24 protein-coding genes are annotated in these 24,412 nt (G+C 51.0%); 13 read left to right on the top strand and 11 right to left on the bottom strand.

What is annotated here, in order from left to right; genetic code table 11:
* Window positions 1-23: 23 nt before the first annotated feature.
* From gerQ to JZI27_RS19815, 3 genes are all read right to left on the bottom strand, one after another.
* On the bottom strand, window positions 24-461 hold the full coding sequence (gene gerQ, locus JZI27_RS19805; RefSeq protein WP_122909784.1) for a spore coat protein GerQ: 438 nt from the start codon (window positions 459-461) through the stop codon (window positions 24-26).
* A gap of 28 nt (window positions 462-489) precedes the next feature.
* On the bottom strand, window positions 490-912 hold the full coding sequence (locus JZI27_RS19810) for a cell wall hydrolase (RefSeq protein WP_251244941.1): 423 nt from the start codon (window positions 910-912) through the stop codon (window positions 490-492).
* A 134-nt stretch (window positions 913-1,046) separates the two neighbouring features.
* Complete coding sequence (locus JZI27_RS19815) at window positions 1,047-1,619, bottom strand: YqaA family protein (RefSeq protein WP_280208882.1); 573 nt, start codon at window positions 1,617-1,619, stop codon at window positions 1,047-1,049.
* A gap of 251 nt (window positions 1,620-1,870) precedes the next feature.
* Here JZI27_RS19815 and JZI27_RS19820 point away from each other — a divergent pair, with 251 nt between their 5' ends.
* From JZI27_RS19820 to thrS, 5 genes are all read left to right on the top strand, one after another.
* Entirely contained in the window at window positions 1,871-2,755 is an 885-nt protein-coding gene (locus JZI27_RS19820; RefSeq protein WP_280208883.1) for a spore coat protein, read from the top strand.
* Between the two features lie 80 nt (window positions 2,756-2,835).
* Window positions 2,836-3,054, top strand: coding sequence for a hypothetical protein (locus tag JZI27_RS19825; protein WP_122909788.1), 219 nt, complete (start codon window positions 2,836-2,838; stop codon window positions 3,052-3,054).
* 152 nt (window positions 3,055-3,206) lie between these two features.
* On the top strand, window positions 3,207-4,313 hold the full coding sequence (gene mqnC / locus JZI27_RS19830; protein WP_280208885.1) for a cyclic dehypoxanthinyl futalosine synthase: 1,107 nt from the start codon (window positions 3,207-3,209) through the stop codon (window positions 4,311-4,313).
* Window positions 4,314-4,619: 306 nt separating this feature from the next.
* Window positions 4,620-5,540 (top strand): putative sporulation protein YtxC, encoded by a 921-nt coding sequence (ytxC, locus tag JZI27_RS19835; protein ID WP_122909790.1) that lies wholly within the window; start codon window positions 4,620-4,622, stop codon window positions 5,538-5,540.
* A 312-nt stretch (window positions 5,541-5,852) separates the two neighbouring features.
* Window positions 5,853-7,766, top strand: a complete 1,914-nt coding sequence (thrS, locus tag JZI27_RS19840; RefSeq protein ID WP_280208887.1) for a threonine--tRNA ligase — start codon at window positions 5,853-5,855, stop codon at window positions 7,764-7,766.
* 58 nt (window positions 7,767-7,824) lie between these two features.
* On the opposite strand, the gene JZI27_RS19845 is transcribed toward thrS, so the two are convergent.
* Window positions 7,825-9,645, bottom strand: a complete 1,821-nt coding sequence (locus JZI27_RS19845) for an ABC transporter substrate-binding protein (RefSeq protein WP_280208889.1) — start codon at window positions 9,643-9,645, stop codon at window positions 7,825-7,827.
* Between the two features lie 141 nt (window positions 9,646-9,786).
* Between JZI27_RS19845 and JZI27_RS19850 the strand changes: the two genes are divergently transcribed.
* Window positions 9,787-11,046 carry an MDR family MFS transporter gene (locus JZI27_RS19850; RefSeq protein WP_280208891.1) on the top strand — a complete coding sequence of 420 codons (1,260 nt, stop codon included), beginning with the start codon at window positions 9,787-9,789 and terminating at the stop codon, window positions 11,044-11,046.
* 82 nt (window positions 11,047-11,128) lie between these two features.
* On the opposite strand, the gene JZI27_RS19855 is transcribed toward JZI27_RS19850, so the two are convergent.
* From JZI27_RS19855 to JZI27_RS19875, 5 genes are all read right to left on the bottom strand, one after another.
* Entirely contained in the window at window positions 11,129-12,166 is a 1,038-nt protein-coding gene (locus tag JZI27_RS19855; protein ID WP_280208893.1) for a ThiF family adenylyltransferase, read from the bottom strand.
* A gap of 388 nt (window positions 12,167-12,554) precedes the next feature.
* On the bottom strand, window positions 12,555-13,295 hold the full coding sequence (locus JZI27_RS19860) for an ABC transporter ATP-binding protein (RefSeq protein WP_280208895.1): 741 nt from the start codon (window positions 13,293-13,295) through the stop codon (window positions 12,555-12,557).
* Window positions 13,296-13,299: 4 nt separating this feature from the next.
* Window positions 13,300-13,959 (bottom strand): ABC transporter permease, encoded by a 660-nt coding sequence (locus tag JZI27_RS19865; RefSeq protein WP_122909796.1) that lies wholly within the window; start codon window positions 13,957-13,959, stop codon window positions 13,300-13,302.
* 12 nt (window positions 13,960-13,971) lie between these two features.
* Complete coding sequence (locus JZI27_RS19870; protein WP_280208896.1) at window positions 13,972-14,886, bottom strand: ABC transporter substrate-binding protein; 915 nt, start codon at window positions 14,884-14,886, stop codon at window positions 13,972-13,974.
* Between the two features lie 31 nt (window positions 14,887-14,917).
* Window positions 14,918-15,844, bottom strand: a complete 927-nt coding sequence (locus tag JZI27_RS19875; RefSeq protein WP_122909798.1) for a helix-turn-helix transcriptional regulator — start codon at window positions 15,842-15,844, stop codon at window positions 14,918-14,920.
* A 242-nt stretch (window positions 15,845-16,086) separates the two neighbouring features.
* On the opposite strand from JZI27_RS19875, the gene JZI27_RS19880 reads away from it, so the two are divergent.
* Complete coding sequence (locus tag JZI27_RS19880) at window positions 16,087-17,895, top strand: aldehyde ferredoxin oxidoreductase family protein (RefSeq protein WP_122909799.1); 1,809 nt, start codon at window positions 16,087-16,089, stop codon at window positions 17,893-17,895.
* A 50-nt stretch (window positions 17,896-17,945) separates the two neighbouring features.
* On the opposite strand, the gene JZI27_RS19885 is transcribed toward JZI27_RS19880, so the two are convergent.
* Together JZI27_RS19885 and JZI27_RS19890 are read right to left on the bottom strand one after the other, a co-directional pair.
* A complete protein-coding gene (locus tag JZI27_RS19885) occupies window positions 17,946-18,242 on the bottom strand; it encodes a MoaD-like domain-containing protein (RefSeq protein WP_122909800.1) in 297 nt (98 codons plus the stop codon).
* Between the two features lies 1 nt (window position 18,243).
* Window positions 18,244-18,519, bottom strand: coding sequence for a ubiquitin-like small modifier protein 1 (locus JZI27_RS19890; RefSeq protein WP_122909801.1), 276 nt, complete (start codon window positions 18,517-18,519; stop codon window positions 18,244-18,246).
* 102 nt (window positions 18,520-18,621) lie between these two features.
* On the opposite strand from JZI27_RS19890, the gene JZI27_RS19895 reads away from it, so the two are divergent.
* The 6 genes from JZI27_RS19895 (at window position 18,622) to rplT (ending at window position 24,301) form a co-directional block, all read left to right on the top strand.
* A complete protein-coding gene (locus JZI27_RS19895) occupies window positions 18,622-19,854 on the top strand; it encodes a molybdopterin molybdotransferase MoeA (protein WP_280208900.1) in 1,233 nt (410 codons plus the stop codon).
* A 42-nt stretch (window positions 19,855-19,896) separates the two neighbouring features.
* On the top strand, window positions 19,897-21,807 hold the full coding sequence (locus tag JZI27_RS19900) for a molybdopterin biosynthesis protein (RefSeq protein WP_280208902.1): 1,911 nt from the start codon (window positions 19,897-19,899) through the stop codon (window positions 21,805-21,807).
* A 29-nt stretch (window positions 21,808-21,836) separates the two neighbouring features.
* Window positions 21,837-22,856 carry a GTP 3',8-cyclase MoaA gene (gene moaA / locus JZI27_RS19905; protein ID WP_122909804.1) on the top strand — a complete coding sequence of 340 codons (1,020 nt, stop codon included), beginning with the start codon at window positions 21,837-21,839 and terminating at the stop codon, window positions 22,854-22,856.
* Window positions 22,857-23,119: 263 nt separating this feature from the next.
* Complete coding sequence (gene infC / locus JZI27_RS19910) at window positions 23,120-23,623, top strand: translation initiation factor IF-3 (RefSeq protein WP_122909898.1); 504 nt, start codon at window positions 23,120-23,122, stop codon at window positions 23,621-23,623.
* Window positions 23,624-23,653: 30 nt separating this feature from the next.
* A complete protein-coding gene (gene rpmI, locus JZI27_RS19915; protein ID WP_251244932.1) occupies window positions 23,654-23,851 on the top strand; it encodes a 50S ribosomal protein L35 in 198 nt (65 codons plus the stop codon).
* Between the two features lie 90 nt (window positions 23,852-23,941).
* Window positions 23,942-24,301 (top strand): 50S ribosomal protein L20, encoded by a 360-nt coding sequence (rplT, locus tag JZI27_RS19920; protein WP_049737672.1) that lies wholly within the window; start codon window positions 23,942-23,944, stop codon window positions 24,299-24,301.
* Window positions 24,302-24,412: the final 111 nt, after the last annotated feature.

A 24,412-nucleotide genomic window follows, 5' to 3' on the forward strand; every position in this document is an offset into this window, starting at 1 on the left:
GGGGGAGCCTCTATCTTGTATAGCTAGCGAATGCCACCGGGGAGTTGTGGGGGAATGTAGTTCAACTCTTCATCCGCGGTAATGTAATCTGTGTTGACCATGAGCAGCAGATAACGCTTGCCTGTTTGTGGATCACTCAGAATGATATGGTCGCGGCCTGCGTTTTCCAGTACACCGCGGAAAATTTTTGCATTCCATTGGCTGTTGTTTTCAAACGTTTGGTACACCGTCAGTACTTTGCCGCGATTCAGGCGCAAGATATTTTCAATATAGGATTCCTCAACAAATTGTTGACCTGGTGCGAAGGGAATACCGGGGATCATGGTTCCGCTAGGCTGCATGGGAACCATTTGCGGCTGCTGCTGTTGTGGTTGCTGCTGAAAGCCGTATGGATACTGGGCAGAGGGATACATGTCGAAGCCGTAGGAGGAATAAGGATTGTACGGCATTTGTTGACTCATGATGAACTCGCTCCTTTATGTCTATTCTCTAGTACACTCTCGGACAATCTTCTCGTGTGGGTATGAAGAAGCAGTGCGCCTTGTAACGACCAGAATTCGTCTGATTCCACCAGGTTGGCGGACAGTTTCCTTCCGGGCGGTAAAACCACAGTGCATTGGAAGCTGGATGCTGTCGTTCGCCATTGATGCTGCGCTTGGCTAGCCGTCTATCCTTCTCACGAGTACGCTGATAAAAATACGACTTCTGTGGGGCTTCAAATCCACCTGGAGATTGATACACCATGTCTCGTATGTTTCGGATGTTTTTAAAGTCCAGACAATTACCTAAAATCCGGTTCACGCCCACGTTTCCTACCATGAGCATGCCCAGCTCCCCTTCTCCTTCAGCCTCCGCGCGCATCAAACGTGCCAGCAAATCGGTGTCACTACTGTTCGCTTTAATTACAGCCATTGCTTCACCTCCCCATAAAAAATCACAATACCAATATATGGGCCATTGCCGGATAGGTGATTGCTCCTGATAAATTTTCTATTTGGAAAAATGAAGCGTCCGAAAGCCATAGGCCAGCGGACGCTAAAAGTACTCTATGTTTGGTTGCGTTTTTTTCTTCGTCTATTCCAGATAAACCAGATGATCGCGACCACGACAGCGATGCCAAGAAGGGTGATCTCCAGGTATTCGTCGAGGAGGACTTTTGCATGGCGCCCATAGAGGTAGAACAAGGTACCGATCAGATAAAACTTCAATCCTCGGCCTAAAATGGCAAACAGCATCAGCTTGACGATGGAGTAGTTGAATACGCCGCTAAGCACGGTAAACATTTTGAAGGGGATAGGGGTAAATGAACCGATGAGTACAGCGGCATCCCCGTTTTTGGCAAATTGCTCGGTCGCCAAGGCCGTCCATTTTTCCGGCAGGATTTTTTGGAGGATCGGCTTTCCCAGCCATTTTCCCAATATGTATCCAACTGGCGCACCCAGCACAGAGCCAATGAATGCAAGTGTGGCAATACGCAGGGCTGATTCCGGTTCAATCAGGCTCAAGCCGATCTGAATGAAGAAAGGCGGGATCGGGAGAATGAACGAGTCTAAGAAGGAGACAATAAATAATCCCCAAATTCCATAATCCATAAAAAATTGTGTCAACTGTTCAAACATGGGCATCTCCTTAAGGGGGTTCCTCTGTTATAGTACTATGATTTACGTCCCTAACAAAGACCGTCCAAATATCTCTACTAATGATAGCACAGTCAAGGTACTGATTTCACCTTTCGTCTTACTTCTAGGACAGAAAGCTTTCGGACATACTGATAGAGATTGTCCATCAGCATGTCCATCCCCGCCATTCGCTCGCAGGTTAGATCCCAGCGCGATATAGGCGAGAGCCAGGAATGAAGGAGGAAATACAGGTGAAGTACACACATCCTTACGGTGCCCATGAGATCATCGAACTTCACGAGGTATTGAACGGAGCTTTGAACGCGATCCATACCATGCAGCTATACGCTGCCCACGTAGCCGACGATGAGCTGAGGCAGCTCCTTAACCATCAGATGAGCTTCATGCAGCAAGCGTACAACAGCATGGTTCATACCGTGCAAGGGCTGGGTGCAGGTGAAAGCTTGCCGTACCGTCCTCGTCGTCAGCAAACAGCCAGCTATGGTGTGCCTCAACCGCATGCTTCCATTTCCCAGCACGCCTATGCACACGCCGCTCAAGTAGACGATTCGGATGTAGCTGCTGCACTGCTAGGGATTCATAAGACTAGTGCCAAAACGAAAATGAGTGCTGCTTTGGAGGCGAGCCATCCTCAGATTCGCGACATGCTGCTGCAAGGAGCAGTAAATTGTTCGCACCAGGCTTATGAAGTATGGAAGTACATGGAGCGCAAGGGGTATTATCCGCTTGCTGTTCTTTCTGAGGGCACCAATGCGCAGCTGATGCGAGCCTACCAACCCTTAACACCGACTGTCCCTGACTCCGTTCCACCATCCACACCAGCACCATCTCGTCCGATGGAGACAGGCAGTATTTCCGAGCAATTGGCGAGAGGAACACAGAATTATCCGGCTCAGCAACCCGTCTCAGAGCCAACGCCTGTGAATGCTAGTCATCTCTTTTCTTCTCCAGCCTATCGCGAGCAATTAAATCCTTCACTTGAAAATACGAGTATGATCGCAGATGGGTTACATACAGAAGGCACGGATCCGTTGGGAACTTTGACCCATCAAGCAGAGACGAAACAGCCTCGGGGTCGTAAGAAATCTGTATCGTCTGATCTGGATCTTGGTTAATAAGTCACGTGTATCCCATTGACGTTAGGAAAGAATATCCACTACTATAAAGAGAAAGACAAACGTTCTTGGGAGGAACCATGAAAACACTAGGATCGGGGAAAGTGATCTTCTATTCGCCAGATGGAAAAAGTCTGCAACTGTCCGGGGAAATTGACGTTCGGGGAGAACGTGTTTCCGTGACTGAGATTATTTATTTCAACGGTCAACCTAATGGAGCGCGCGAAACCAATTTGCCACTCGCACAGTCTGTTATTTATTGGGATGCTGAAGTGTATGAACAGATCGGATTTGAATAAGAGATTGCGTGGATACATCGCACAACCTTGCCTGTGGCAGGGTTGTTTTTGTTTGCAGGTGTTTCCGACTACCCCTCAGCTATAGCCGGGTACCATGAGATATGATATGATGTGCTGTGGACAATGAACGTAGTAATCAAGGAGTGATCCTGATGATCGACAACATATTGGAACGGGCCCTCGCAGGAGAACGCCTGGGTCTTGAAGATGGATTGGCTTTGTTTGAGAGCGATCAGATCGAAAAAATGGGCCATTATGCCAACCTGATCATGCAAAAATGGCATCCAGATCCTATCGCTACTTTTGTCATCAGCCGCAACGTCAACTATACCAACGTCTGTGACACGTACTGCCGTTTTTGTGCATTTTATCGTGCGCCAGGCTCAGCAGAAGGCTATGTTCTTCCGAAAGAAACCATTTTCCAAAAAATTCAGGAGACCGTTGATGTAGGCGGTACCGAAATCCTGATGCAAGGCGGTACCAACCCTGATCTGAAACTGGAGTACTACACAGATCTGCTGCGAGACATCAAAATGCGCTTTCCGCAAATTACCATGCACTCGCTGTCTGTAGCGGAGGTTCTGAAAATCGCGGAAGTCTCCAAGATGACTGTGGAGGATGTGCTCAGAGAGCTGAAAGCAGCGGGTCTCGACTCCTTGCCAGGTGCTGGCGGTGAGATTTTGGACGACCGCACACGCCGCAAGATTTCCAGATTGAAAGGTTCCTGGACAGAATGGATCGACACGCAAAAAGCAGCGCATCGCGCAGGTCTGCCTGGTACAGCAACAATGGTGATCGGCTTTGGAGAAGAGATGGAGGAGCGCGTCCTTTCCTTGATGCGCATTCGTGATGCACAGGATGAGACAGGCGGTTTCAAAGCCTTCATCGTCTGGACCTTCCAACCGGACAACACCAACATGAAGGCGGTCAACAACACGCCTGAGGAGTATCTGAAATCGCTGGCGATTGCCCGATTGATGCTGGATAATGTAGAGAATCTGCAAGCCTCCTGGGTGACGATGGGACCTGAATATGGCCAACTGTCCTTGTCTTATGGAGCCAATGATTTCGGACAGACCATGATGGAAGAAAACGTCGTATCCGCCGCTGCTTGTACCTACAAGGTCAACACCAACCAAATCCTGGACTTGATCCGCGGGGCAGGTAAAATTCCGGCTCAGCGCAACACGCAATACGACATTTTGCGCGTATTCAAGGATGGGGAAATGGCGGAGAAAGATTTCGTCATGCAGAACTAGCAAATTGAGCAGGATTCATGATAAAAGCCTTTGCAAAGAACCGGAAGCTCCCGGTATCCTGCAGAGGCTTTTCATTTTTGCTATCGTTTAGGTGGATCTGGCCATCAGTCACTAGCCGGGCAAGCTGGAGCACAAAGCTTGAGCTTTTGCGTTCTTCCCAAGCGCAGTGTTTGTATCCCTTCCATAAATTGCATCCCTAATATGGCAGACCATACTGCAACCTTGAACCTGTTTCCAACCGTTTAAAAGTATATCGCTCCTCACGGGACATATACTGTAACTACAATTGCGGTTGGGGGGATGGTTATGCAGACATTCCGTGTATGGCTGGAAAATATCCCTGCGATTAGTGACACGTATCGGGATATTGTCAAAGAGATGACCGAACGGGTAAATACTGCACCTGTGCGCATCACATACAAGGAACAGGAGCAGGATGGTCTACATCTGTTCCACTTCCAGAGCTGGTGCGAGCAGGAATACGACGCGCAAACCATCGACTGGGCCAGAGCCTTTGTCGCATTGACGATGGCGGAGTGGGTCATGCAGATTAAAGAACCGGAAGTCATCGAAGAAATGGCGACAGATCTCTTGCAAGCTGAACAGCTGGAAATGGCTTGGGATGAGATGCTTCCCTATATCATGCGCCTTTGCCAGGAGTCGGACAAGGATGACGGCAATTGGTTTACCCCGACGACGCGAAAAGCCAAAGTGTATCGGAAGGCGTTTGACTATCTGGAAACGGAGAGATCGATAAATATGCTCGGATTTGTCCGCTTCCGTCTTCAAGATCACTGGAATGAACTGTTTGAACTAGTCGAGACGGGAATTGATGAATACCTTGAAGAAAAGCAGTACGAGGAATTCGTAGAACTGCTGCGCTATTTTATTGCCGTACAGGATATCAAGCAGGAAGTGGTACACATCGTTCCTAGTGTGGACAAACCCTTCCATCTTTATGACGAAAAAGGAAATCGACTATGGATGGATCAACTGGATTCGGTGCTCAACATGGAGGAACAAAATTGCCGCGATGAGGATTATCTGGTGAGTGCGCTCGTTACACTGGCTCCGCAGCGGATCGTCCTTCATATGGCGTCGGACAAACCTGGGCTGACCCAGACCATTCGCAGCATTTTTGATAACCGCCTGAGCACCTGTCACTCGTGCCAGCTTTGTTTGGCGGGGAGACGCGTACTTGACGTGCATAATCCGTCTAAACTATAATAACAACTATAAGTTCACATGAATGCAAATACGATGAGAAGGACATGGACGGTATGCAGGGCGCTCTAGAGAGGCGAGACATTGGCTGGAAGCTCGCTGCGAACGCGTATTGATCTACCCCCTTCAAGTAGCTGCCGGGAACGAAGCTTGGTCTTCTATTAACGGCAAGCCGGTGAAAAGCCGTTATTGGAACGAAGGAGTTTGTTTGCCATATCTCGAACAAGCTCGAAGTAGGGTGGTACCGCGAGTCAACACTCGTCCCTTTTTGGGATGGGTGTTTTTTTATTTTCAATGAGGAAGGAAGAATGAATCGTGGCTCAGATCAATGTTACTTTTCCAGACGGTGCAGTCCGTCAGTATGACGCTGGAATTACAATCGAAGAAATCGCAGGCTCCATCAGTGCAAGCCTGAAAAAGAAAGCAGTAGCCGGAAAAAAAGACGGCAAAGTAGTAGACCTGTATACCGCTCTGGATGAAGATGCGGCTATCGAGATCGTCACTCTTGATTCTGCAGACGGATTGGAAGTATATCGTCACAGTACAGCTCACTTGTTGGCTCAAGCTGTCAAACGCATTTACGGCAAAGAAGTGAAATTCGGTATCGGTCCGGTGATCGAGGATGGTTTTTACTACGATATGGACATCCCGGTTTCCCTCTCTCCAGAAGATCTGAGCAAGATCGAAGCAGAGATGGAGAAAATCGTGAAGGAAGACCTGCCGATCCGTCGCAAGGTAGTAAGCCGTGACGAAGCGACTGAAATCTTCCAAGGACTGAATGATCACCTGAAGCTGGAGCTGATCCGTGATCTGCCGGAAGACTCGACCATTACCCTGTATGAGCAAGGTGAATTCTTCGACCTTTGTCGTGGTCCTCACTTGCCATCCACTGGCTTTATCAAAGCGTTCAAGCTGATGAGCGTAGCAGGTGCTTACTGGCGCGGAAATTCGGATAACCAGGTACTCCAGCGCGTATATGGAACAGCTTGGCCGAAAAAAGCAGAGCTGGATGAGTACCTCCATTTCATCGAGGAAGCGAAAAAACGCGACCACCGCAAGCTGGGGAAAGAGCTGGAGCTGTTCATGTTCTCCGAGGAAGCGCCAGGCATGCCTTTCTACCTGCCAAACGGCTTTACTGTACGCAATGAGCTGGAGCAATTCTCCCGCCGTCTGCAGCAGCTGGCACAATACACAGAGGTACGCACGCCGTTCATCATGAACCAACGCCTCTGGCAGAATTCCGGTCACTGGGATCACTACCATGAGAACATGTACTTCTCTGAGGTAGATGATACGACCTACGCGCTCAAGCCAATGAACTGCCCAGGTCATATGATGATCTATAAAAACACCATGCATTCCTACCGCGATCTGCCAATTCGCTACTCAGAGTTCGGTCAGGTTCACCGCCACGAGTTTTCTGGTGCATTGAACGGAATGCTGCGGGTTCGCACCTTCTGCCAGGATGACGCCCACGTATTCGTGCGCCCTGACCAGATCGAAAGCGAAATCAAAAGCATGATCAAGCTGATCGATTCTATATACAAAGTGTTCGGTTTCGAATACAGCGTAGCCCTCTCCACTCGTCCAGAGGATTCGATGGGCTCCGACGAGCTGTGGGAAGCAGCAGAAAGCTCCCTGAAAAAAGTGCTGGAAGATGCCGGCATGCCGTATGAAGTGAAAGAAGGCGATGGAGCATTCTACGGTCCGAAGATTGACTTCCAGATCACAGATGCGCTCAAACGCCGCCACCAATGCGGTACCATCCAGCTCGACTTCCAGATGCCTGAGAAATTCGATCTGTCCTACATTGGCCAGGACAACGAAAAGCATCGCCCAGTCGTTCTGCACCGTGCCATGTACGGATCGATGGAGCGCTTTATCGGTATCCTGATCGAGCACTATGCAGGCGCATTCCCAACCTGGCTGACACCGATTCAAGCTCGCATCATGACCATCAACGAAGTTCATGTGTCGTACGCAGAACAAGCGAAGGAAAAAATGCTGCAAGCTGGTATCCGCGTTGAGCTGGATGCACGCAACGAAAAAATCGGCTACAAAATCCGTGAAGCACAGGTGCAAAAAATCCCGTACAGCTTGGTAATCGGGGAAAAAGAAATGGCGGAAGGCACATTGTCTGTACGCCGTCGCGGTGTAGGTGATGAAGGCGCGATGTCAGTTGAAGCCTTTATCGAAAAAATTCGTACTGAAATCAACGATATGAAGTAAATCTCGACGTATAGAAAACAGGGCTGTTCCTTCGTAAGAAGGGATGGCCCTTTTTGTACTAGGTGCTGCGCAATGCTTGCGGCTGAAACCAAATCTTGTGGAAGTCGATCCAGCCATAGGAGTTGATCGTTACACCACGAACGGATTTATGATAAGAAGCGCTGCTTTTCTTGCAGACCAGAAACAGGATGGAATGCGTTTCTCTGATGTGTTCTTCCAAATCAGCAAGCTTTCGTTTTTGCTCCCTTTCATTCGGATCGCGCATGATGGACTGCACCAGCTCGTTCACGGTTGTCTTCATCTTATCATCAAAGGCAGGCAGCAAGTAGTTTTCTTGCTGATACGCCTCCAGCAGGCTCTCGTCATCCATATTGCTGACAAATCCAAACAATCGAGCGTCATAGGCGGAATGGATCGGGGCGTGAATGGCGTTATCGACTTGAATGACCACATGGATCCCAAACGACTGACAGCGTCGCTGGATCCACTCAGCCTCTGGCTGGCATTGGGTGTTTGTCGTCAAGTGAAAGGGCTCTCCTTGGTACCCGCTGGAAGCAAGGAGGGCATCGATATCGGGTAAACCGTCTTCCGTCACGGGTTCGGATTCCGAAAGCGGGGTGCGAGAGCCCTTCGCTGGATATGGCAGCATCAGGTTGTCTTGCAAATCTTCAATCATTTGTCTGCGATCCAGAATGTGATGAAGAGCTTCCCGGAAACCACGATGGTTCTGCGGCCCGGATTTCCACTGGTTGAAGACGAGCAAAGTGGAGCACGATTCGACGGTTTCACTTCCGCACCAATCGTCTGCAAGTTCCGCGGAATGGATGGAAGTATCGCCATGTGATGTTCTGACGGAGGTCCAGTCTGGTTCCTTCAGGCAGCCCTCATCCATTTCTGGCAGGATCAACACTTCGACCCGGTCCAGAAGCGGTCTGCCGCGGAAATGGGAGGAGAAGGCCTCGAGAATACAGATCCCGTCATCGCGTTGCACCAAGCGAAAGGACCCTGTTCCAATCGGTTGCTTGGAAAAATCCGTTCCTTCCTTCTGCGCAATTTCTTCAGGAACGATACTGGCATAGACCGCACACAAAAAACGCAAAAAGAAATAATTCGGCTTTTGCAAATGAATGCGGACAGTTTTAGGGTCGATGGCTTCTAGTTGCTCGACATCCTGAAACATCCAGCTGGCTGGATAGCGCTTTGGATTCAATCGAAACCGATTGAGCGAGTATACGACGTCATGAGCCGTCAACTCTCGCTCATGGTGAAACAAAATCCCTTTTTTCAAGTGAAAGATCCATTCGCGGGCATCCTGACTGACTTCCCAGGAATGAGCCATGCATGGGACGATCGTTTTGCTCGCATGATCGTATTCCACAAGTGTGTTGAATATCTGGCTCGTCATGTGACAATCGAAAGCGTAATATACGTTTGCGGGGTCCAGTGTGTAGATGGCCCGGTAAACAGGCAATCGTAGCGTATCCTGAAGCCGATCAGACACCGTTTTTGTAGAAAAGCCCATTCCTTGGGATAACCATTCCATAAATCGCTTTTTGACCACAGCCGTGCCAAAACGGCTCATCAAATTCATCGCTTCCTTTACTTCCCCTTGCTCGACTTTGCTTCTGGCCACTTCCTGGAGCAGTTCATCTGCATCCTTTTGCATCGTCAAAACGGATGAGTGCCCACGCCCTTTTCCGGCCTGCCAGTCAATCCAATTCAGATCACAGAGCTTGCGGACGATCAGTTTGACGTAGCGCGGCGTGCAATGCCACACGCCTGACAGCTTCTCGACCGTTACGGGGAGGGGAGTCTGAACAGAAGAAGATTGGTCCCGGAAGAAGAGAGAGAGCTCCAAATAATGCAGCACAATTTGCACGTCAATTCCCCATTTCTTCGTAAAAGGTGAACGGTTTTGGTGGAATCATACACTTTTTGTCCCTTTTTGGATAGAGGATAATGAAAGCATCAAGACCAAACCTGCACATGGGATGTGGAGAGAAAGAAGAGGATGACACAAATGCGAACGGATCGAAAAATAACAGGGAAGCGCGGCTCCTTCCATCCGGTTGCCTGGGGAATCATCGTGGGTACCTTTTTATCCCGCACAGGCTTTTTCATGACCATCCCGTTTTTGGGTATTTACTTGGGGAAGGTAAAGGGAATAGACCCTGCCACGATCGGCGCCATTTTAGCGGTGAGCCTGCTGGCAGGAACAATCAGCAGCTTTTTCGGGGGGGCACTGTCAGATCGCTTCGGCAGATACCCGGTGATGATCGTTTCGATGGGGGTTTGGAGTCTCGTTTTTGCAGGCTTTGCGATAGCGGACGCTACCTGGATGTTCTTCGTGCTCAGTGCTTGCAACGGTCTTTGCCGAAGCGTATTCGAACCGACGTCATGTGCATTGCTTGCAGATGTCACACCGGCTGAGCGGCGTTCAGACGCTTTTAACGCACGCTACTTCGCGATTAACATCGGCGGAGCCATAGGACCGCTCGTAGGGCTAAAGCTTGGTGTTGGCGGATCGTCATCGTTTTTGCCGTTTATGGTGAGTGCGAGCATTTTCGTTTTGTATACCGTGCTATTGATCATTTTCATGCTCATCTTTACGCACGGTATTCCGGAAAAAACGACGAATGTTCCAATGAAGCAAATGGTGCAAATCGTTTTTACGGATAAAGTATTTCTGTATTTTCTGCTGGGCAATGTTTTCGTGGCAGGGGCCTATTCCCACTTGGATACGACACTGTCCCAATACATTGGTCACGACCGGGTGGAGGCGTATTCGTTTCTTTTCGTAGTCAACACCTTGTCTGTGCTGGTGTTCCAGTATCCATTAGGAAAGCTGATGAAGCGTTTTTCTGCGTTGACATCTTTAAAAGCGGGTTGCTTGTTGTTTGGGATCGGTCTTTTTGGCTTTGGCATCTTTGAGAGCTTATACCTGCTTGCCTTGTCCATGGTGCTGTTTACAATAGGAGAAATTCTGTGCTTCGTCATTGGCGATGTGCTGATTGGGGAAATTGCTCCCGATCATTTGAGAGGAGCTTATTACGGTGCAGGGGGATTTGCATTTATCGGGCAGAGCTTGTGCGCTTGGCTCGGAGGAATCCTGCTCGGTACATTAGGCTTTGGACAAGGACCGCTTATTTTTGGCATCCTCATGCTGCTCACCTTCATTGCCTTCCCATTCTTCCATCAGGGTCAACGCATGTGGGAGAAGCGACAACAGGCAGAACAGGCGAAGCATGACTCGCTTCCTTCTGCAATAGCAGGACAGTAAAAGGGAAAAGAATAGGCTGATTCCGACGTCTTCGGACGAAAGGATCAGCCTCTTTTTCTGTTTGCCTGTCATGAAGTCTCCCTCAATGCCCGACATATTTCGCGTACAGCGACCTCGCGACTGCTATTTCCGAAGTCCCTTGCACGAGGACACGACCGTCCGCGAAGAAAACCAAGGTGTGATTGTCGACGTGAAAGCGCAGCAAGAAGCGATTCTGCTCTACGCTTCCGAGCGGGGCGAAGCGCTCGGCAAGCAATCCAAGATCGACAGCGCGGTGGTGAAGGGGACTGATCTGGATCATGTCTCTGCCGCACAGGGAGACGAATTCCTCTGTTTCTCCTCCCGCTCCATGCAGCTCCAAATAGTCAAACCTTCGCTGTGCGCAGGCTGGACATGCGGGATTTTTGCCCTGAGAAATGTCCATCGCCATCCTGTCGTTGTCCCATAGATCAAACTGCTCCAGAGTGGAGTTGATTGTACCGGGTGCTTCGATCAATATCTTTAAGGCTTCCGTCGCCTGATAGGAGGCGATAATATGGATGATCGGACCGATCACGCCCACGGTATCGCAGGTTTCACCTCTGCCGACAGGAGCGTGTGGAAACAGACAGCGAAAGCAAGGGGTGATCCCGGGGCGAATCACTGCGAACATCCCGCGAGAGCTGACAGCACCGCCGTACACCCAGGGGATCCGGTGCTTGACCGCGACATCGTTGATCAGGTAACGCACCTGAAAATTGTCCGTCCCGTCGAGGATTACATCGGCATCCTGAAGCAGCGTTTCAGCATTGCCGGCATGCAGGTCCGCAATAATTCCGTTTATACGGACGCCGGAATTGATCGCTCGCAGCTTGGCCTCAGCAGCAATTGCTTTTGGCAGATGCTCCTTGGCATCCTGCTCGTCGTAGAGCATTTGACGTTGCAGATTGCTGGCTTCGACAAAATCACGGTCAATAAATCGAACCTGACCCACTCCTGCCCGTACCATGTGGTTGGCGAGAACGGTTCCGAGTGCGCCCATCCCGACAATTACCACCTTCTTTTGCTTCAGCTGCTCTTGTCCCTTTGCTCCGATAGGGGAGAACAGGATCTGGCGTGAATACCGTGCAGTTGTATCCATCGTCTACTCCTTTCCTCAGGTCAGCAGAATAATCTGGCCCTACAACACACCGTTCATTCCACCAAATATCCGACCCAAAACATCAAAATAAATCATGGTAGCAGATAGAAAAAGGGCTATGGGGAGAATGGGCAGAAATTGCATTTTATCTATTTCTATTATAACCCTCCACCTTTTCAGCCTTTTTTCAATTCCTGATTAGATCATAGCATAATGGACATGACTATATGATGGCCTGCGTTATCCTAGAAATAACAGACCCGTCCCTTTTGAAGAGACGGGTTTTGCACGTTGAAGAGTCTACGATTCACTGGGTTTCCCATGATGTCCACCGACTTAGGATTTGAGTGGAATACCAGCCGTATCCATCGTCTATTCCTTCCTCAGATCAGCAGATCATGCGTCCCGAGACAAAATCCTGCAGCTCGATGCAAGCGGGGCGGTTAAAAAACGCATCCGTATCGGCCCACTCTACGATTCGTCCTTTATTTACAAACAGACAGGTCTGCGCCAGCCGTCTGGCTTGAGGCAGATTGTGCGTAATCATGAGTACCGTCGTGTTCGTCTGCCGGTGAAACGTCTGGATCACTCGCTCAAAGATGGAGATATTGTACGGGTCGAGACTGGCTGTTGGTTCATCGAGCAAGAGCAGCTTGGGCTTGATGACGAGAGCACGGGCGAGAGCAATCCGTTGGGCCTCGCCGCCAGACAGCGTATTTGCGCGTTGGTCGGCGAGGTGTGACAGCTCGACCAGATCGAGGGCTTCTTGTACCAGCATTTGAATTTCCGCTTTTTCACGTTTGCGATAGCGCAGCCCTAGTGAGACATTCTCGTAGACAGAAGCGTGAAACATTGACGGCTTTTGCGCCACAAACCCCATTTTCCGCTGGAGAGGCAAACCTTTCGAGTAGGAGAGGGAAGTCAAATCTGTCTCATCGCCAAACAGCTGAAGAGAGCCAGAGGCGGGCTTTTCCAACAGATTGATGACGCGAAGCAGCGTGCTTTTTCCAGCACCGCTAGGGCCGACGATTCCGTAAAATCTCCCTCGCTCAAACGAAGCATGCTCCACAGCCAATACTGTTTTATTTCCGTAGCTGACCTGCAGATTGCGCACTTCTATACGGTTCATTCCCTTACCTCCTCCCGTTTCTCATCTGGTTCAAAACACCGGCCATCAGAAAGCTGTTAAAGAGGAAGCTGATGGCCAGGAGCACGAGTCCCAATTGCAGACCAGCGGTAAAGTTGCCGGTGCGCGTCTCCAGAATAATCGCCGTCGTCATGACCCGGGTATGATGTTCGATATTGCCACCGACCAGCATCACCGCTCCGACTTCCGAGATGGCTCTGCCGTAAGCGGCTGCCACACCCGACCAGATCCCCCCCCGAGCCTCCTTGACGATTGTCAGCATCATTTGGACAGGACTGGCTCCGAGACTTTTCGCCGTCTCCCAATAGGCGCGTTCCTTCGCTTGCACAGCGGACATGGTCAGCCCCGCGAGAATCGGTGTCACCAGTACGATTTGTGCGATGATCATCGCTTCCGGAGTGAACAGCAGTCCCAAGGCGCCAAGCGGTCCGTAGCGGGAGAGGAGCATATAGACGACGACACCGACCAGCACGGGAGGCAGTCCCATACAGGTGTAGATAAGGGCGACGACCAGTCTCTTGCCGCGAAACGTGTATAGTCCTAGAAAGGTGCCGGTCGGAATGCCGAGCAGCATCCCGATCAGAACCGATACAGTCGTGACTTGCAGGGAGAGCCAAATGACCTCCCAGACATCCTGGGTCATCATGAGAAAAAGCTCCTAGCGCTTCTTGGCATCCGGAACGAACAGCCCTTTGCCATACGTTTCCTTGCCAAATTCGCCAATCAGCTTCTGTCCGATTTCACCCGTGAAAAATTGTATCAGCTGCATGCCTTCTTCTGGCTTGGTGGACGACTTTACCTGGATGATCCCGTACGGATTCAAGAGTGATTTGTCTCCTTGAACCAGTACCTCGAGGTTTAGCTTCCGGGAGAGGAAGGTGGCTTCATCTGTCAAGGTATAGGCTCGCTTTTCATCCGCCATCTGCAGGGTTTCGCCCATGCCTTGACCGGAGGAGATGTACCAGCTGCCCTCTGGTTTGATCTGTGCTTCGCTCCAGATGCTCTTCTCTTTTTTATCTGTGCCGGAGTCATCGCCGCGCGAGACAAAAGATGCCTGTTTTTCTGCGATCCTGCTCATGGCGTCCTTGGCGCTTTGCACGTCTTTGATTCCGGCGGGGTCATCAGCTGGACCCACGATATAGAACTGGTTGTACATGACATCGTAGGCGTTGATGCCGAAGCCCTTGGTCACGAATTCCTCCTCGGCCTTTCGAGAATGGACGAGGAGGACATCTGCGTTGCCTTCTTCTCCTAGCTTGATAGCTTGTCCCGTCCCGACAGCAATGACTTTGACGGTAATGCCCGACTGTTTTTGAAATTCCGGCAAGAGGGCGTCGAGCAATCCTGAATCCTGTGTACTGGTCGTGGTAGCAAGAACAATTTCTTTGTTTTCAGCCGATGGTGCAGGAGCGGGAGCCGGCTGTGACGCTGGGGGACTTGCTTCAGGCGCGGGTACCTGCTGGGTGGCTACCTGCTGGGTGGCGGTCGAAAGCGATGGCGTGGAGCTACAGGCAGCGAGCAACAGGACTAGTGACAATAAGAAAAAGGAAGAAACGGTGCGTGCAACTTTCATCTTCTCATCTCCCAAAATAAGATCGAAATATCTAAGGAATGCTGGCAAGCTCTTTGCCGGTCAGCGAAACGTTGTACCCGCCTTGTGCGACGACGGCTTGTCTGAATGACGGATCTCGCAATACGGCCAGGAGGCTTTGAAAGCGTTCCTGCCTCAACAGTCGAGTCGGAATGACCAAATCGTAACGCTCCTCCTGAATCGGGAAAAAATCAAGACCAAGTCCTCTGGCAACGCTTTCAATCCCCAATGCGACGTCAGCTTTTCCCTGCAAGACCTGGGATGCTGTCGCGTAATGGGTCGTGCATTCCTGTTCATAGCCAGGCAGTCGATCTGGAGTGATCTCCATTTGACGCATTTTGTAGTCCAATAACAGCCGAGTACCCGAGCCACGCTGTCTGTTTGCGATGCGATGGTGCCCGCTCAGCAATTCCTCCCAGCTGGTGATCATCCGCGGATTCCCCTTCGGAACCATCAAGCCCTGCCAGCGGTTGACGAGATTGATGACCTTCACCTGGTCAAAAGACAGCAGACACCGAACATGGGGCAGGTTGTATTCGCCTGTGGCGGTATCGAGCAAGTGACAGCCAGCCATCTCGACGCGTCCCTTGTACAACTCAATCAGCCCGTCCAGACTGCCTGAGAATGCCGGCAACAGGGTTGTTCCGCGCCTCGCCAGCATACGGGTGAGCAGATCAATCGTCAGATCGTGACTCCCAGCAAAAAGGATCTCGTAGGTCTGCTCGGCGGGCCGGACAAGCTCAGGCTGAGCAGGAAGATACAGCTCATCTCTTGATTTGTTGCGATGCATGAACACGCCCAAGTCACTTCGCAAAATACGCAAGGCTCGTCCTATCTTGGAGGCGGGCAGCTCTCCTCGCTTGATCATTTCATAGACTGTATAGCGAGTCAGCTTGAGCTCGACAGCCACCTCGTCTGGTGTTAAGTACTCATCTTCCAAAAAGCCACCTCCCCATTTTATAGTTTGGTTGAATTCGGTCTAGTTTGGTTAAGTTGGTTTAACGTGATTTGGGCTTAATATTAACATACTTTACCATTTGTCAAGACGCAACAAAATTATCGTAAAATTAGGTATATTCACGTTTTTTCAGGATATATAGGAAGGAAAACCCAGAAAAAAGTCGAACTTGGTAAGCATTGTCAGCGTTTTTAATGTAGATGAAGAAATGGAGGAATCTAGCCGTGAAAATGGGTGGTTTCAAGAATCGCGAAATACTGGTTGATTTGTCTAAAGGCGCTGTGGATTATCGGGAGATCAACGAAGAGCTGGCGCGCAAGTTTATCGGTGGGCGAGGGCTGGGTGTCAAATACGTCTACGACAACGGACCGCAAGTCGAACCGTTCTCAGAGGACAACATGCTCTGTCTGATGACAGGGCCGGTCACAGGTTCGCGCTCGTCGATGAGCGGACGACTCTGCATGGTGACCAAATCGCCGTTGACGGGTACCGTGACGGATTCCCACATGGGCGGATGGTCTGCCGCACGCCTCAAATGGGCTGGAATTGACAACGTCATCTTCAGGGGCGCAAGCGACAAGCCTGTCTATCTGTACATCGAGAATGGCCAGGGAGAGCTGCGTGATGCCAGTGACGTGTGGGGTCTGGGAACGAGAGGGACCGTCAAAGCGATGCAAGACCGCTATGGCAAAGAAGACCTGAGTGTGATCTGTATCGGACAAGCGGGAGAAAACCTGGTGCGTTATGCGGGCTTTATGAACGAGCATGACCGTTCTGCCGGCCGTGGCGGTACGGGAGCAGTAGCGGGCTACAAAAAGCTGAAGGCGATCGTGATCAAGGCGGCACAGAAAGGAAACATGCCGCAGCCAGCACAGGACGAGGAGTACAAAAAAGCCAACCAGAAGGCGCTCAAGGCGATCATGGAAGGCGGTTTGACCGCTCCCAAAAAAGGCGGCCTGTCTGTATACGGAACCAACGTTTTGACGAATATCATCAATGAAGTTGGAGCCCTGCCGTCGATGAACTCCAAGTTCACGCATTGGGAAGGTGCAGAGGGACACAGCGGGGAGACCGTGAATGCAACACTCTTGGTCGCGGACAACACCTGCCACGCCTGTCCGGTCGCCTGCAAAAAAGAAGTAGAGGTTAAGGAAGGCAAATACAAGACGCGGGTGGAGAGCTTCGAGTACGAGTCTGGCTGGGCACTTGGCGCCAACTGCGGAGTCAGCGATGCTGCACCGATCTCCTACCTGATCAACCTCTGCAATGAGCACGGCATGGATACGATCGAGCTCGGCAACACCCTCTCCTGCATGATGGAGGCTTATGAGCGTGGGTTGACAGAGGAAAAAGTCGACTGGGGCGACGCTGACCGCATGATCGAGCTGACTGAGATGATGGTCTTCCGCAAAGGCATCGGAGACGTACTGGCCGAAGGTACCGTACGTGCGGCGAAGCACTTCGGCGATCAGAATCTGGCGATGTGCGTCAAAGGCCAGGCGATTCCGGCCTACGATCCACGCGGAATCCAAGGCATCGGTCTAGGCTATGCGACGAGCAACCGCGGTGCTTGCCACCTGCGCGGTTATACGGTTGCAAGCGAGATCGCAGGCATTCCGATGCCGACAGATCGTCTGAAGCCAGAAGGAAAAGGCGAGCTTTTGATGATCTTCCAGGATATGCTGGCCTTCTCTGACTCCATGAACATCTGCAAGTTCTCTTCCTTCTCGGAAAACGCAGAGAACTACGCTGAACAGTATTCGGCGATGACAGGGGTTCCGGTCACTGCTGACGATGTCATGAAGATCGGCGAGCGCATCTACAACCTGGAGCGCCACTACAACAATCTGGCAGGCTTCAACAAGCGCGAGGATGACCATTTGCCGAAGCGCTTTACGGAAGAGCCAGCTACTGGTAACAGTGCAGGCCATGTGAGCCAGCTGGATCTCATGCTGAATGAGTACTACCAGGTGCGCGGCTGGGTAGACGGCGTTGTTCCAGAAGGCAAGCTGAAGGAATTGAACATCGTATAATCAAAAATGGAAAAAGGTGGAAGTTATTCTCCGCCTTTTTCCTTACTATATCACCCTCCTACGCGGATTACCTTGAGTCGGAAGCGCTCCAAGAGCCGTGACAGCACGGCTTCTTCCTCAGAAGTAAAATGGATAAAGACAGCGTTGACGTGAAAGCGGGAGGTGATGGTGACCGTTTCCTCCCGCATGATTTGCGCACTCCATTGATCTGATCTGACCAGCAGGGGGAGAGCATCCTTGTCAGGAGCATCTCCTACTTGTCCGACGACGTGACCTCCGCATTCGATGAGATACGTCATCAGGTGAGCGATTCGAATCCCGCGCAGCTCCATCGTATGTTCGACCATATCAGCCTCCTGCTACCGGCGGGAACAGCGCAAATTGATCGTCTTCCTTGACACGAGTCTCCAGGCCATGGGCGTGGATGATATTTTGACCGTTGATAAATACATGTACAAAAGGTTTGAATGTTCGCTCCGGTGTGAAGACCTCGTCTTCCAGTGCAGGATACATCTGGATCAGAGTCTCCATGATGTCGATGACGCGATCACCGTTATCCAAGGGGACTTCCACCGATTTTCCCTGACAGATCTCTCGAAAGTTGGCAAAAACTTTTACTTTCATATTGGAAAAATCTCCTTTTTCTTTTTATTATACTATCAGAATGTTGAAAAAGTTAGAGCTTTGAGCATACGCGCACACGCTTGCAGATAATGGAGGACGATGATGAAATTCTTCAATGTAAAAACAGTCGCCGAGACGTTGGAAGTGATTGCTAGGCAATTCGCACCAGTACGTCAGCCGGTCACTCTTCCACTGGGAGAAGCGCTTGGCTTGGTCCTGGCAGAAGACGTGATTTCTGCCGAGCAGGTTCCGCACTTTTCGCGTTCAACGGTGGATGGTTACGCAGTACGGGCGAAAGACACGTACGGAGCTTCTGATTCGTTGCCTGCTTTTTTGGATATACAAGGGAAAATTGAGATGGGAAAGATAGCTGGGCTTCTTCTGCGTGAAGGACAGGCTCAAGCCATACCGACCGGCGGCATGATCCCGGATGGGGCGGATAGCGTAGTGATGATCGAGCATGTCGAGGAAGTTGGCGATTTGCTCAATGTCTTTCGGCAGGTTGCACCAGGTGAAAATATGATTCGGGCAGGAGACGATGTACAGACAGGGGAGCTGGTTATGGCTGCGGGTCAGCGTCTTCGTCCGCAGGATCTGGGAGTGCTGGCAGCGATCGGGAAAACAAGCGTGTCCGTGTATCCCCGCCCAATCGTCGCCATCTTGTCTACGGGAGATGAGATTGTGCCTTCCGACAAGCAAGAGCTGGCTCCTGGCGAGATCCGCGATATCAACAGCATGACGATAGGAGCAGCGGCACGTGCGTGTGGAGCAGAGGTGATAGAAGGAGGCATCGTCCAGGATGATTTCGACGCCTTTTTTTCGAGAGCACAGGAGCTGTTCCAGCAGGCAGATCTGCTGCTATTGTCTGGAGGCAGCTCAGTAGGTACACGCGATTATACGGAACGGGTGATGCAGTCTTTGGGCGATCCTGGAGTGCTGGTGCACGGTGTTTCGATCAAGCCTGGCAAGCCGACGATATTGGCCAAGGCAGGGGAGAAGCCGATCATGGGTCTGCCAGGGCATCCGGCATCTGCTTTGATCATTTTCCACCTCTTCACTGCTCCGTTGATTGCCCAGCTGGAGGGAGTTCTACCCAGTCATTTGGACAAGCGAATCATGGCTCGAATTTCTCGCAATATCCCTTCAGCAGTAGGGCGCTCTGATTACGTGCGCGTCAAGCTGGAAAAACGGGGCGAGGAGTGGTGGGCACAGCCCGTTTTTGGCAAATCAGGCTTGATCTCGACTTTGGTAAAGAGCGACGGTATGGTAGAGATAGCTGCGAACAAGGAAGGAATCATGGAAGGCGAATTTGTCCGTGTACATCTATTTCACTAGTCTGGTACATTGGAATGTAGAAGTGTAAGCAGGAGGAGAACGATGCGCAAAATCTACTTGGAAGACACGCCACTGCAGGAAGCGCAGCAGAGAATCGTAGAAAGTGTTCGCTTCTCGCCGCAAGTGGAGATCATCCCGACCCGGGAAGCATTGGGAAGGGTGACAGCCGAACCGATCTACGCGAAGGTATCGATGCCCAATTTTCACGCCGCCGCGATGGACGGTGTAGCCGTCAAGGCGGAGATGACCTATGGTGCTGATGAGCAGCACCCTGTCTGTCTCAAACGGGGAGAAGCGTATGTCGAGGTCGATACCGGAGATCCGATTCCGGAAGGCTATGATGCGGTGATCATGATCGAACACATCCATCAAATCGATGATGACACGATTGAGATTTTGGAATCCGTCGCTCCTTGGCAGCACATTCGCCCCATCGGAGAGGATGTTGTCGTAGGCGAGGTGATCATTGCCGATCGGCACAAGCTGCGACCAGTTGATCTGGGTGCGCTTTTGGCAGGCGGCAATGTCACGGTACCTGTACTGCGCAAACCGCGCGTGGTGATTATCCCGACCGGAACGGAGCTGATCGAACCTTCTGATCAGGTAGCGGAAGGAGAGATCATCGAATTTAACGGTACGGTTTTCTCCGCTTATTTGCAGGAATGGGGCGCTGAGCCGATCTACCACGGGATCGTCAAGGACGACTACGCGCTCATTCGAGATGCTGTAAAAGCAGCGGTGCAGGATGCAGATATGGTACTCTTGAATGCAGGCTCGTCAGCCGGACGCGAGGATTTCACGGTTCATGTGGTGGAAGAGCTGGGGGAAGTGTTGACGCATGGTGTAGCCACCCGACCAGGCAAACCAGTGGTGGTTGGAATGGTGGAAGGCAAGCCGATCATCGGGCTGCCGGGCTATCCTGTATCGGCTTATCTGAATCTGGAGTGGTTTGCTCGCACGCTGGTCCATCACTATTACGGACTGCTGGAGCCTGAGCGTCCGCGCGTCAAGGCAACGATGGGACGCCGCATCGTGTCCGTGATGGGCGCTGAAGATTTTATCCGCGTGACGATAGGCTGCATCGACGGTCAATTTATTGCGAACCCCTTGACCCGCTCAGCTGGTGTCACCATGTCGATGGTAAGAGCAGACGGCTTGCTGCGAATCCCCCCTGGACATCTGGGCTACGAACAGGGAGAGAATGTGGACATCGAGCTGTACCGCCCATTGGAGCAGATTGAAAATACGATTGTAGCAACAGGCAGCCACGACCTGTCGATGGACGTGCTGCACTCCTTGTTGCGAAAGACCAATCCGGATCGCTTTCTCGTCTCTTCTCATGTCGGGAGCATGGGCGGGATCCTAGCCATTCAAAAAGGAGAGGCGCACGCAGCAGGGGTCCATTTGTTTGACGAGGCTACAGGGACATACAATTTGCCCTATATTGAAAAGTACCTCCGCGATCAGGATGTCGTGCTCATCCAGCTGGTCTATCGCCAGCAAGGATGGATGGTAAAGCCAGGAAATCCGCGGGGAATCCATTCCGTACACGATCTGCTTCAGCCGGGGATTACCTATATGAATCGTCAGAGAGGAGCAGGTACAAGACTGCTGTTCGACTACCTGCTCGGACAAGAAGGGCTTGACAGAGATCAAATCTACGGCTATTCTCGCGAGGCGGTCTCTCATTTGAGCGTTGCTGCTGCAGTGGCCGGAGGAACAGCAGATACCGGTCTGGGAATCTATTCGGCAGCATCCGCGATGGAACTTGATTTTATCCCTGTCGCAGAAGAGCGATACGACTTGTTGCTTAGTGGCTCTTTTTACCGCAGTGTAGAGGGAGAGGAATTGCTCGCCTGCATTCGCTCGGAGGCGTTTGCTCAGGAAGTGGAGGCATTGGGCGGTTACAGCTGCCGTGATTCCGGAAAAATCCTCTATTCCTCTTTATCATAATGATCATAGGAAAAGGAGAGTGGTCATCGATGTCAGAACAAATGCTTGATTTACACAAACGTCCTCTCCGAGATATCCGCATATCTGTCACAGATAAATGTAATTTTCGCTGTCAGTACTGCATGCCTGCTGAAATATTTGGACCTGATTACCCCTTTTTACCCCAAAACAAGCTGCTGACCTTTGAGGAGATTACCAGACTGACGGGCATTTTTACCGCGCTCGGAGTAGGGAAGATTCGGATTACGGGCGGGGAACCGTTGATGCGACGCGATTTGCCTGAGTTGATCCGCATGCTTCGCCAGGTGGATGGGGTACAGGATATCGCGATGACGACGAACGGGTCGCTCTTGGCGAAGCACGCCGAAGCATTAAAGGCTGCTGGCTTGGATCGGGTGACGGTCAGTCTGGACAGCCTGGACGATGAGCGATTTGGTAAAATCAATGGCCGTGGCTATAAGGTAGCCGATGTGCTGAATGGCATTGAGGCAGCCGAGCAGGCCGGGCTTGGCATCAAAATCAACATGGTCGTCCAGCGTGACGTCAACGTGGATGATATCCTTCCGATGGCACGTTTCTTCCGTGAACAAGGACATATTCTGCGCTTCATCGAGTTTATGGATGTGGGCAACACGAATGGCTGGAAGCTCGATCAGGTGGTGCCGTCGCAAGAAATTGTAGACATGATCAGTCAAGAGATGCCGCTTGAACCGATCAATCCGAACTACTATGGAGAAGTCGCCTCGCGCTATCGCTACGTCGACGGGGATGGCGAGATCGGATTGATTTCGTCCGTCACGCAGGCATTCTGCTCCACCTGTACACGGGCACGCCTCTCTGCGGAAGGCAAGATGTACAATTGCCTGTTCGCCTCGACTGGTTTTGACCTGCGCGAACCATTGCGCGAGGGCCAAAGCGACGAGCAGATCCGTCAGTTGATTCATGCCTACTGGGGGCAGCGTGACGACCGCTATTCCGAGGTGCGACTTCTGCAAACGCCTGGCCTTGAGCCACGCGACAAGGTAGAGATGTCTCACATCGGCGGATAGCAAAGAGCAAGCCTTGACAAAGTAAATTTCAACCTGTATTATAAAGGTCGTATAATTAACACTTCATACTTCGAGAACAAGCAGAGGCGCCCAGCTTCTCACCTGGGTCGACGTCTATAACGACTGTTGACAGGTAACTCTTATGCAAAGATCTTTGGATCTGTTTATTTGCAAGGTGAGATATGTGCGGGCGCAAAATGCGTTCGCACATTTTTGTTCCTTTCTCGAAATTGACGGGGGTGGCAAGTATTAGCAAGGATCAAATGTTAGTTAACGAAGCGATCCGTGCCCGTGAGGTTCGTTTGATCGGAGCCGACGGGAGTCAATTGGGAGTCGTACCCTTTAGGGAAGCGTTGCGCATTGCCCAAGAAGCCGAATTGGATCTGGTAAATGTTGCTCCTACAGCCAAGCCGCCTGTATGCCGTATCATGGACTACGGAAAGTTCAAATACGAGCAGGCGAAGAAGGAAAAGGAAGCACGCAAAAACCAGAAGATTATCGAGCTCAAAGAAGTGCGTTTTTCTTCCAACATCGAGGAACACGATTTTCAAACGAAGCTTCGCAACGTCCGCAAGTTCTTGGAGGATCATCACAAGGTGAAGTGTTCGATCCGTTTCCGCGGACGTGAAATCACCCACTCCGAAATCGGGCTTGGTGTAATGGAGCGTGTAGCGGCCCAGTGTGAAGATCTCGCAGCGCCAGAGCGCAAACCGAAGATCGAGGGACGTAGCATGATCATGATTTTGGCTCCGAAAGCGGAAAAGTAAGCTAGTAGTTTAGACAGGAGGATTTTTCAGATGCCTAAAATGAAAACTCATAAAGGCGCAGCAAAGCGTTTCAAAAAGACCGGTACCGGCCAGCTGAAGCGTGACCGCGCATATGGTAGCCACTTGTTTGCAAACAAGACAACAAAAGCAAAACGCCACCTGCGTAAAGCTGCGTTGGTATCCAAAGGCGATCAAAAACGTATTGAGCAAATGCTCACATACCTGTAGGTTTCATACGATTACACACCATCACACAGCATGAGCTCCCTAAGCGCCTAGAAGTCGGCCGCCATGCTGGAAAGACCAGGAGGAGTTAGTATGCCAAGAGTAAAAGGTGGCATTGTTACACGCCGTCGTCATAAGAAAATCTTGAAGCTGGCGAAAGGTTACTTCGGTTCCAAACATCGCCTGTTTAAATCCGCGAATGCTCAGGTAATGAAATCCCTGATGTATGCATACCGCGACCGTCGTCAAAAGAAACGTGACTTCCGCAAACTGTGGATTACACGTATCAACGCGCAAGCTCGCATGAATGGCCTGTCCTACAGCCGCCTCATGCACGGTTTGAAAGTCGCTGGCATCGAAGTAAACCGCAAAATGCTGGCTGACCTGGCTGTTAACGACAAAGCTGCTTTCAACGAGCTGGCAACTGTCGCTAAAGGCAAACTGAACGCGTAAGGAAACAAGAAACCGATCTTCCCTTTAGGGAAAGATCGGTTTTTTTATACTATCGGAAAGTTTAAGTGCGCTAAAGCGCTAAAAAGATTAGCGGAAGATAGTATAAGTGCA

It is taken from the genome of Brevibacillus sp. AY1 (assembly GCF_029870785.1).
Taxonomy (GTDB): Bacteria; Bacillota; Bacilli; order Brevibacillales; family Brevibacillaceae; genus Brevibacillus; species Brevibacillus invocatus.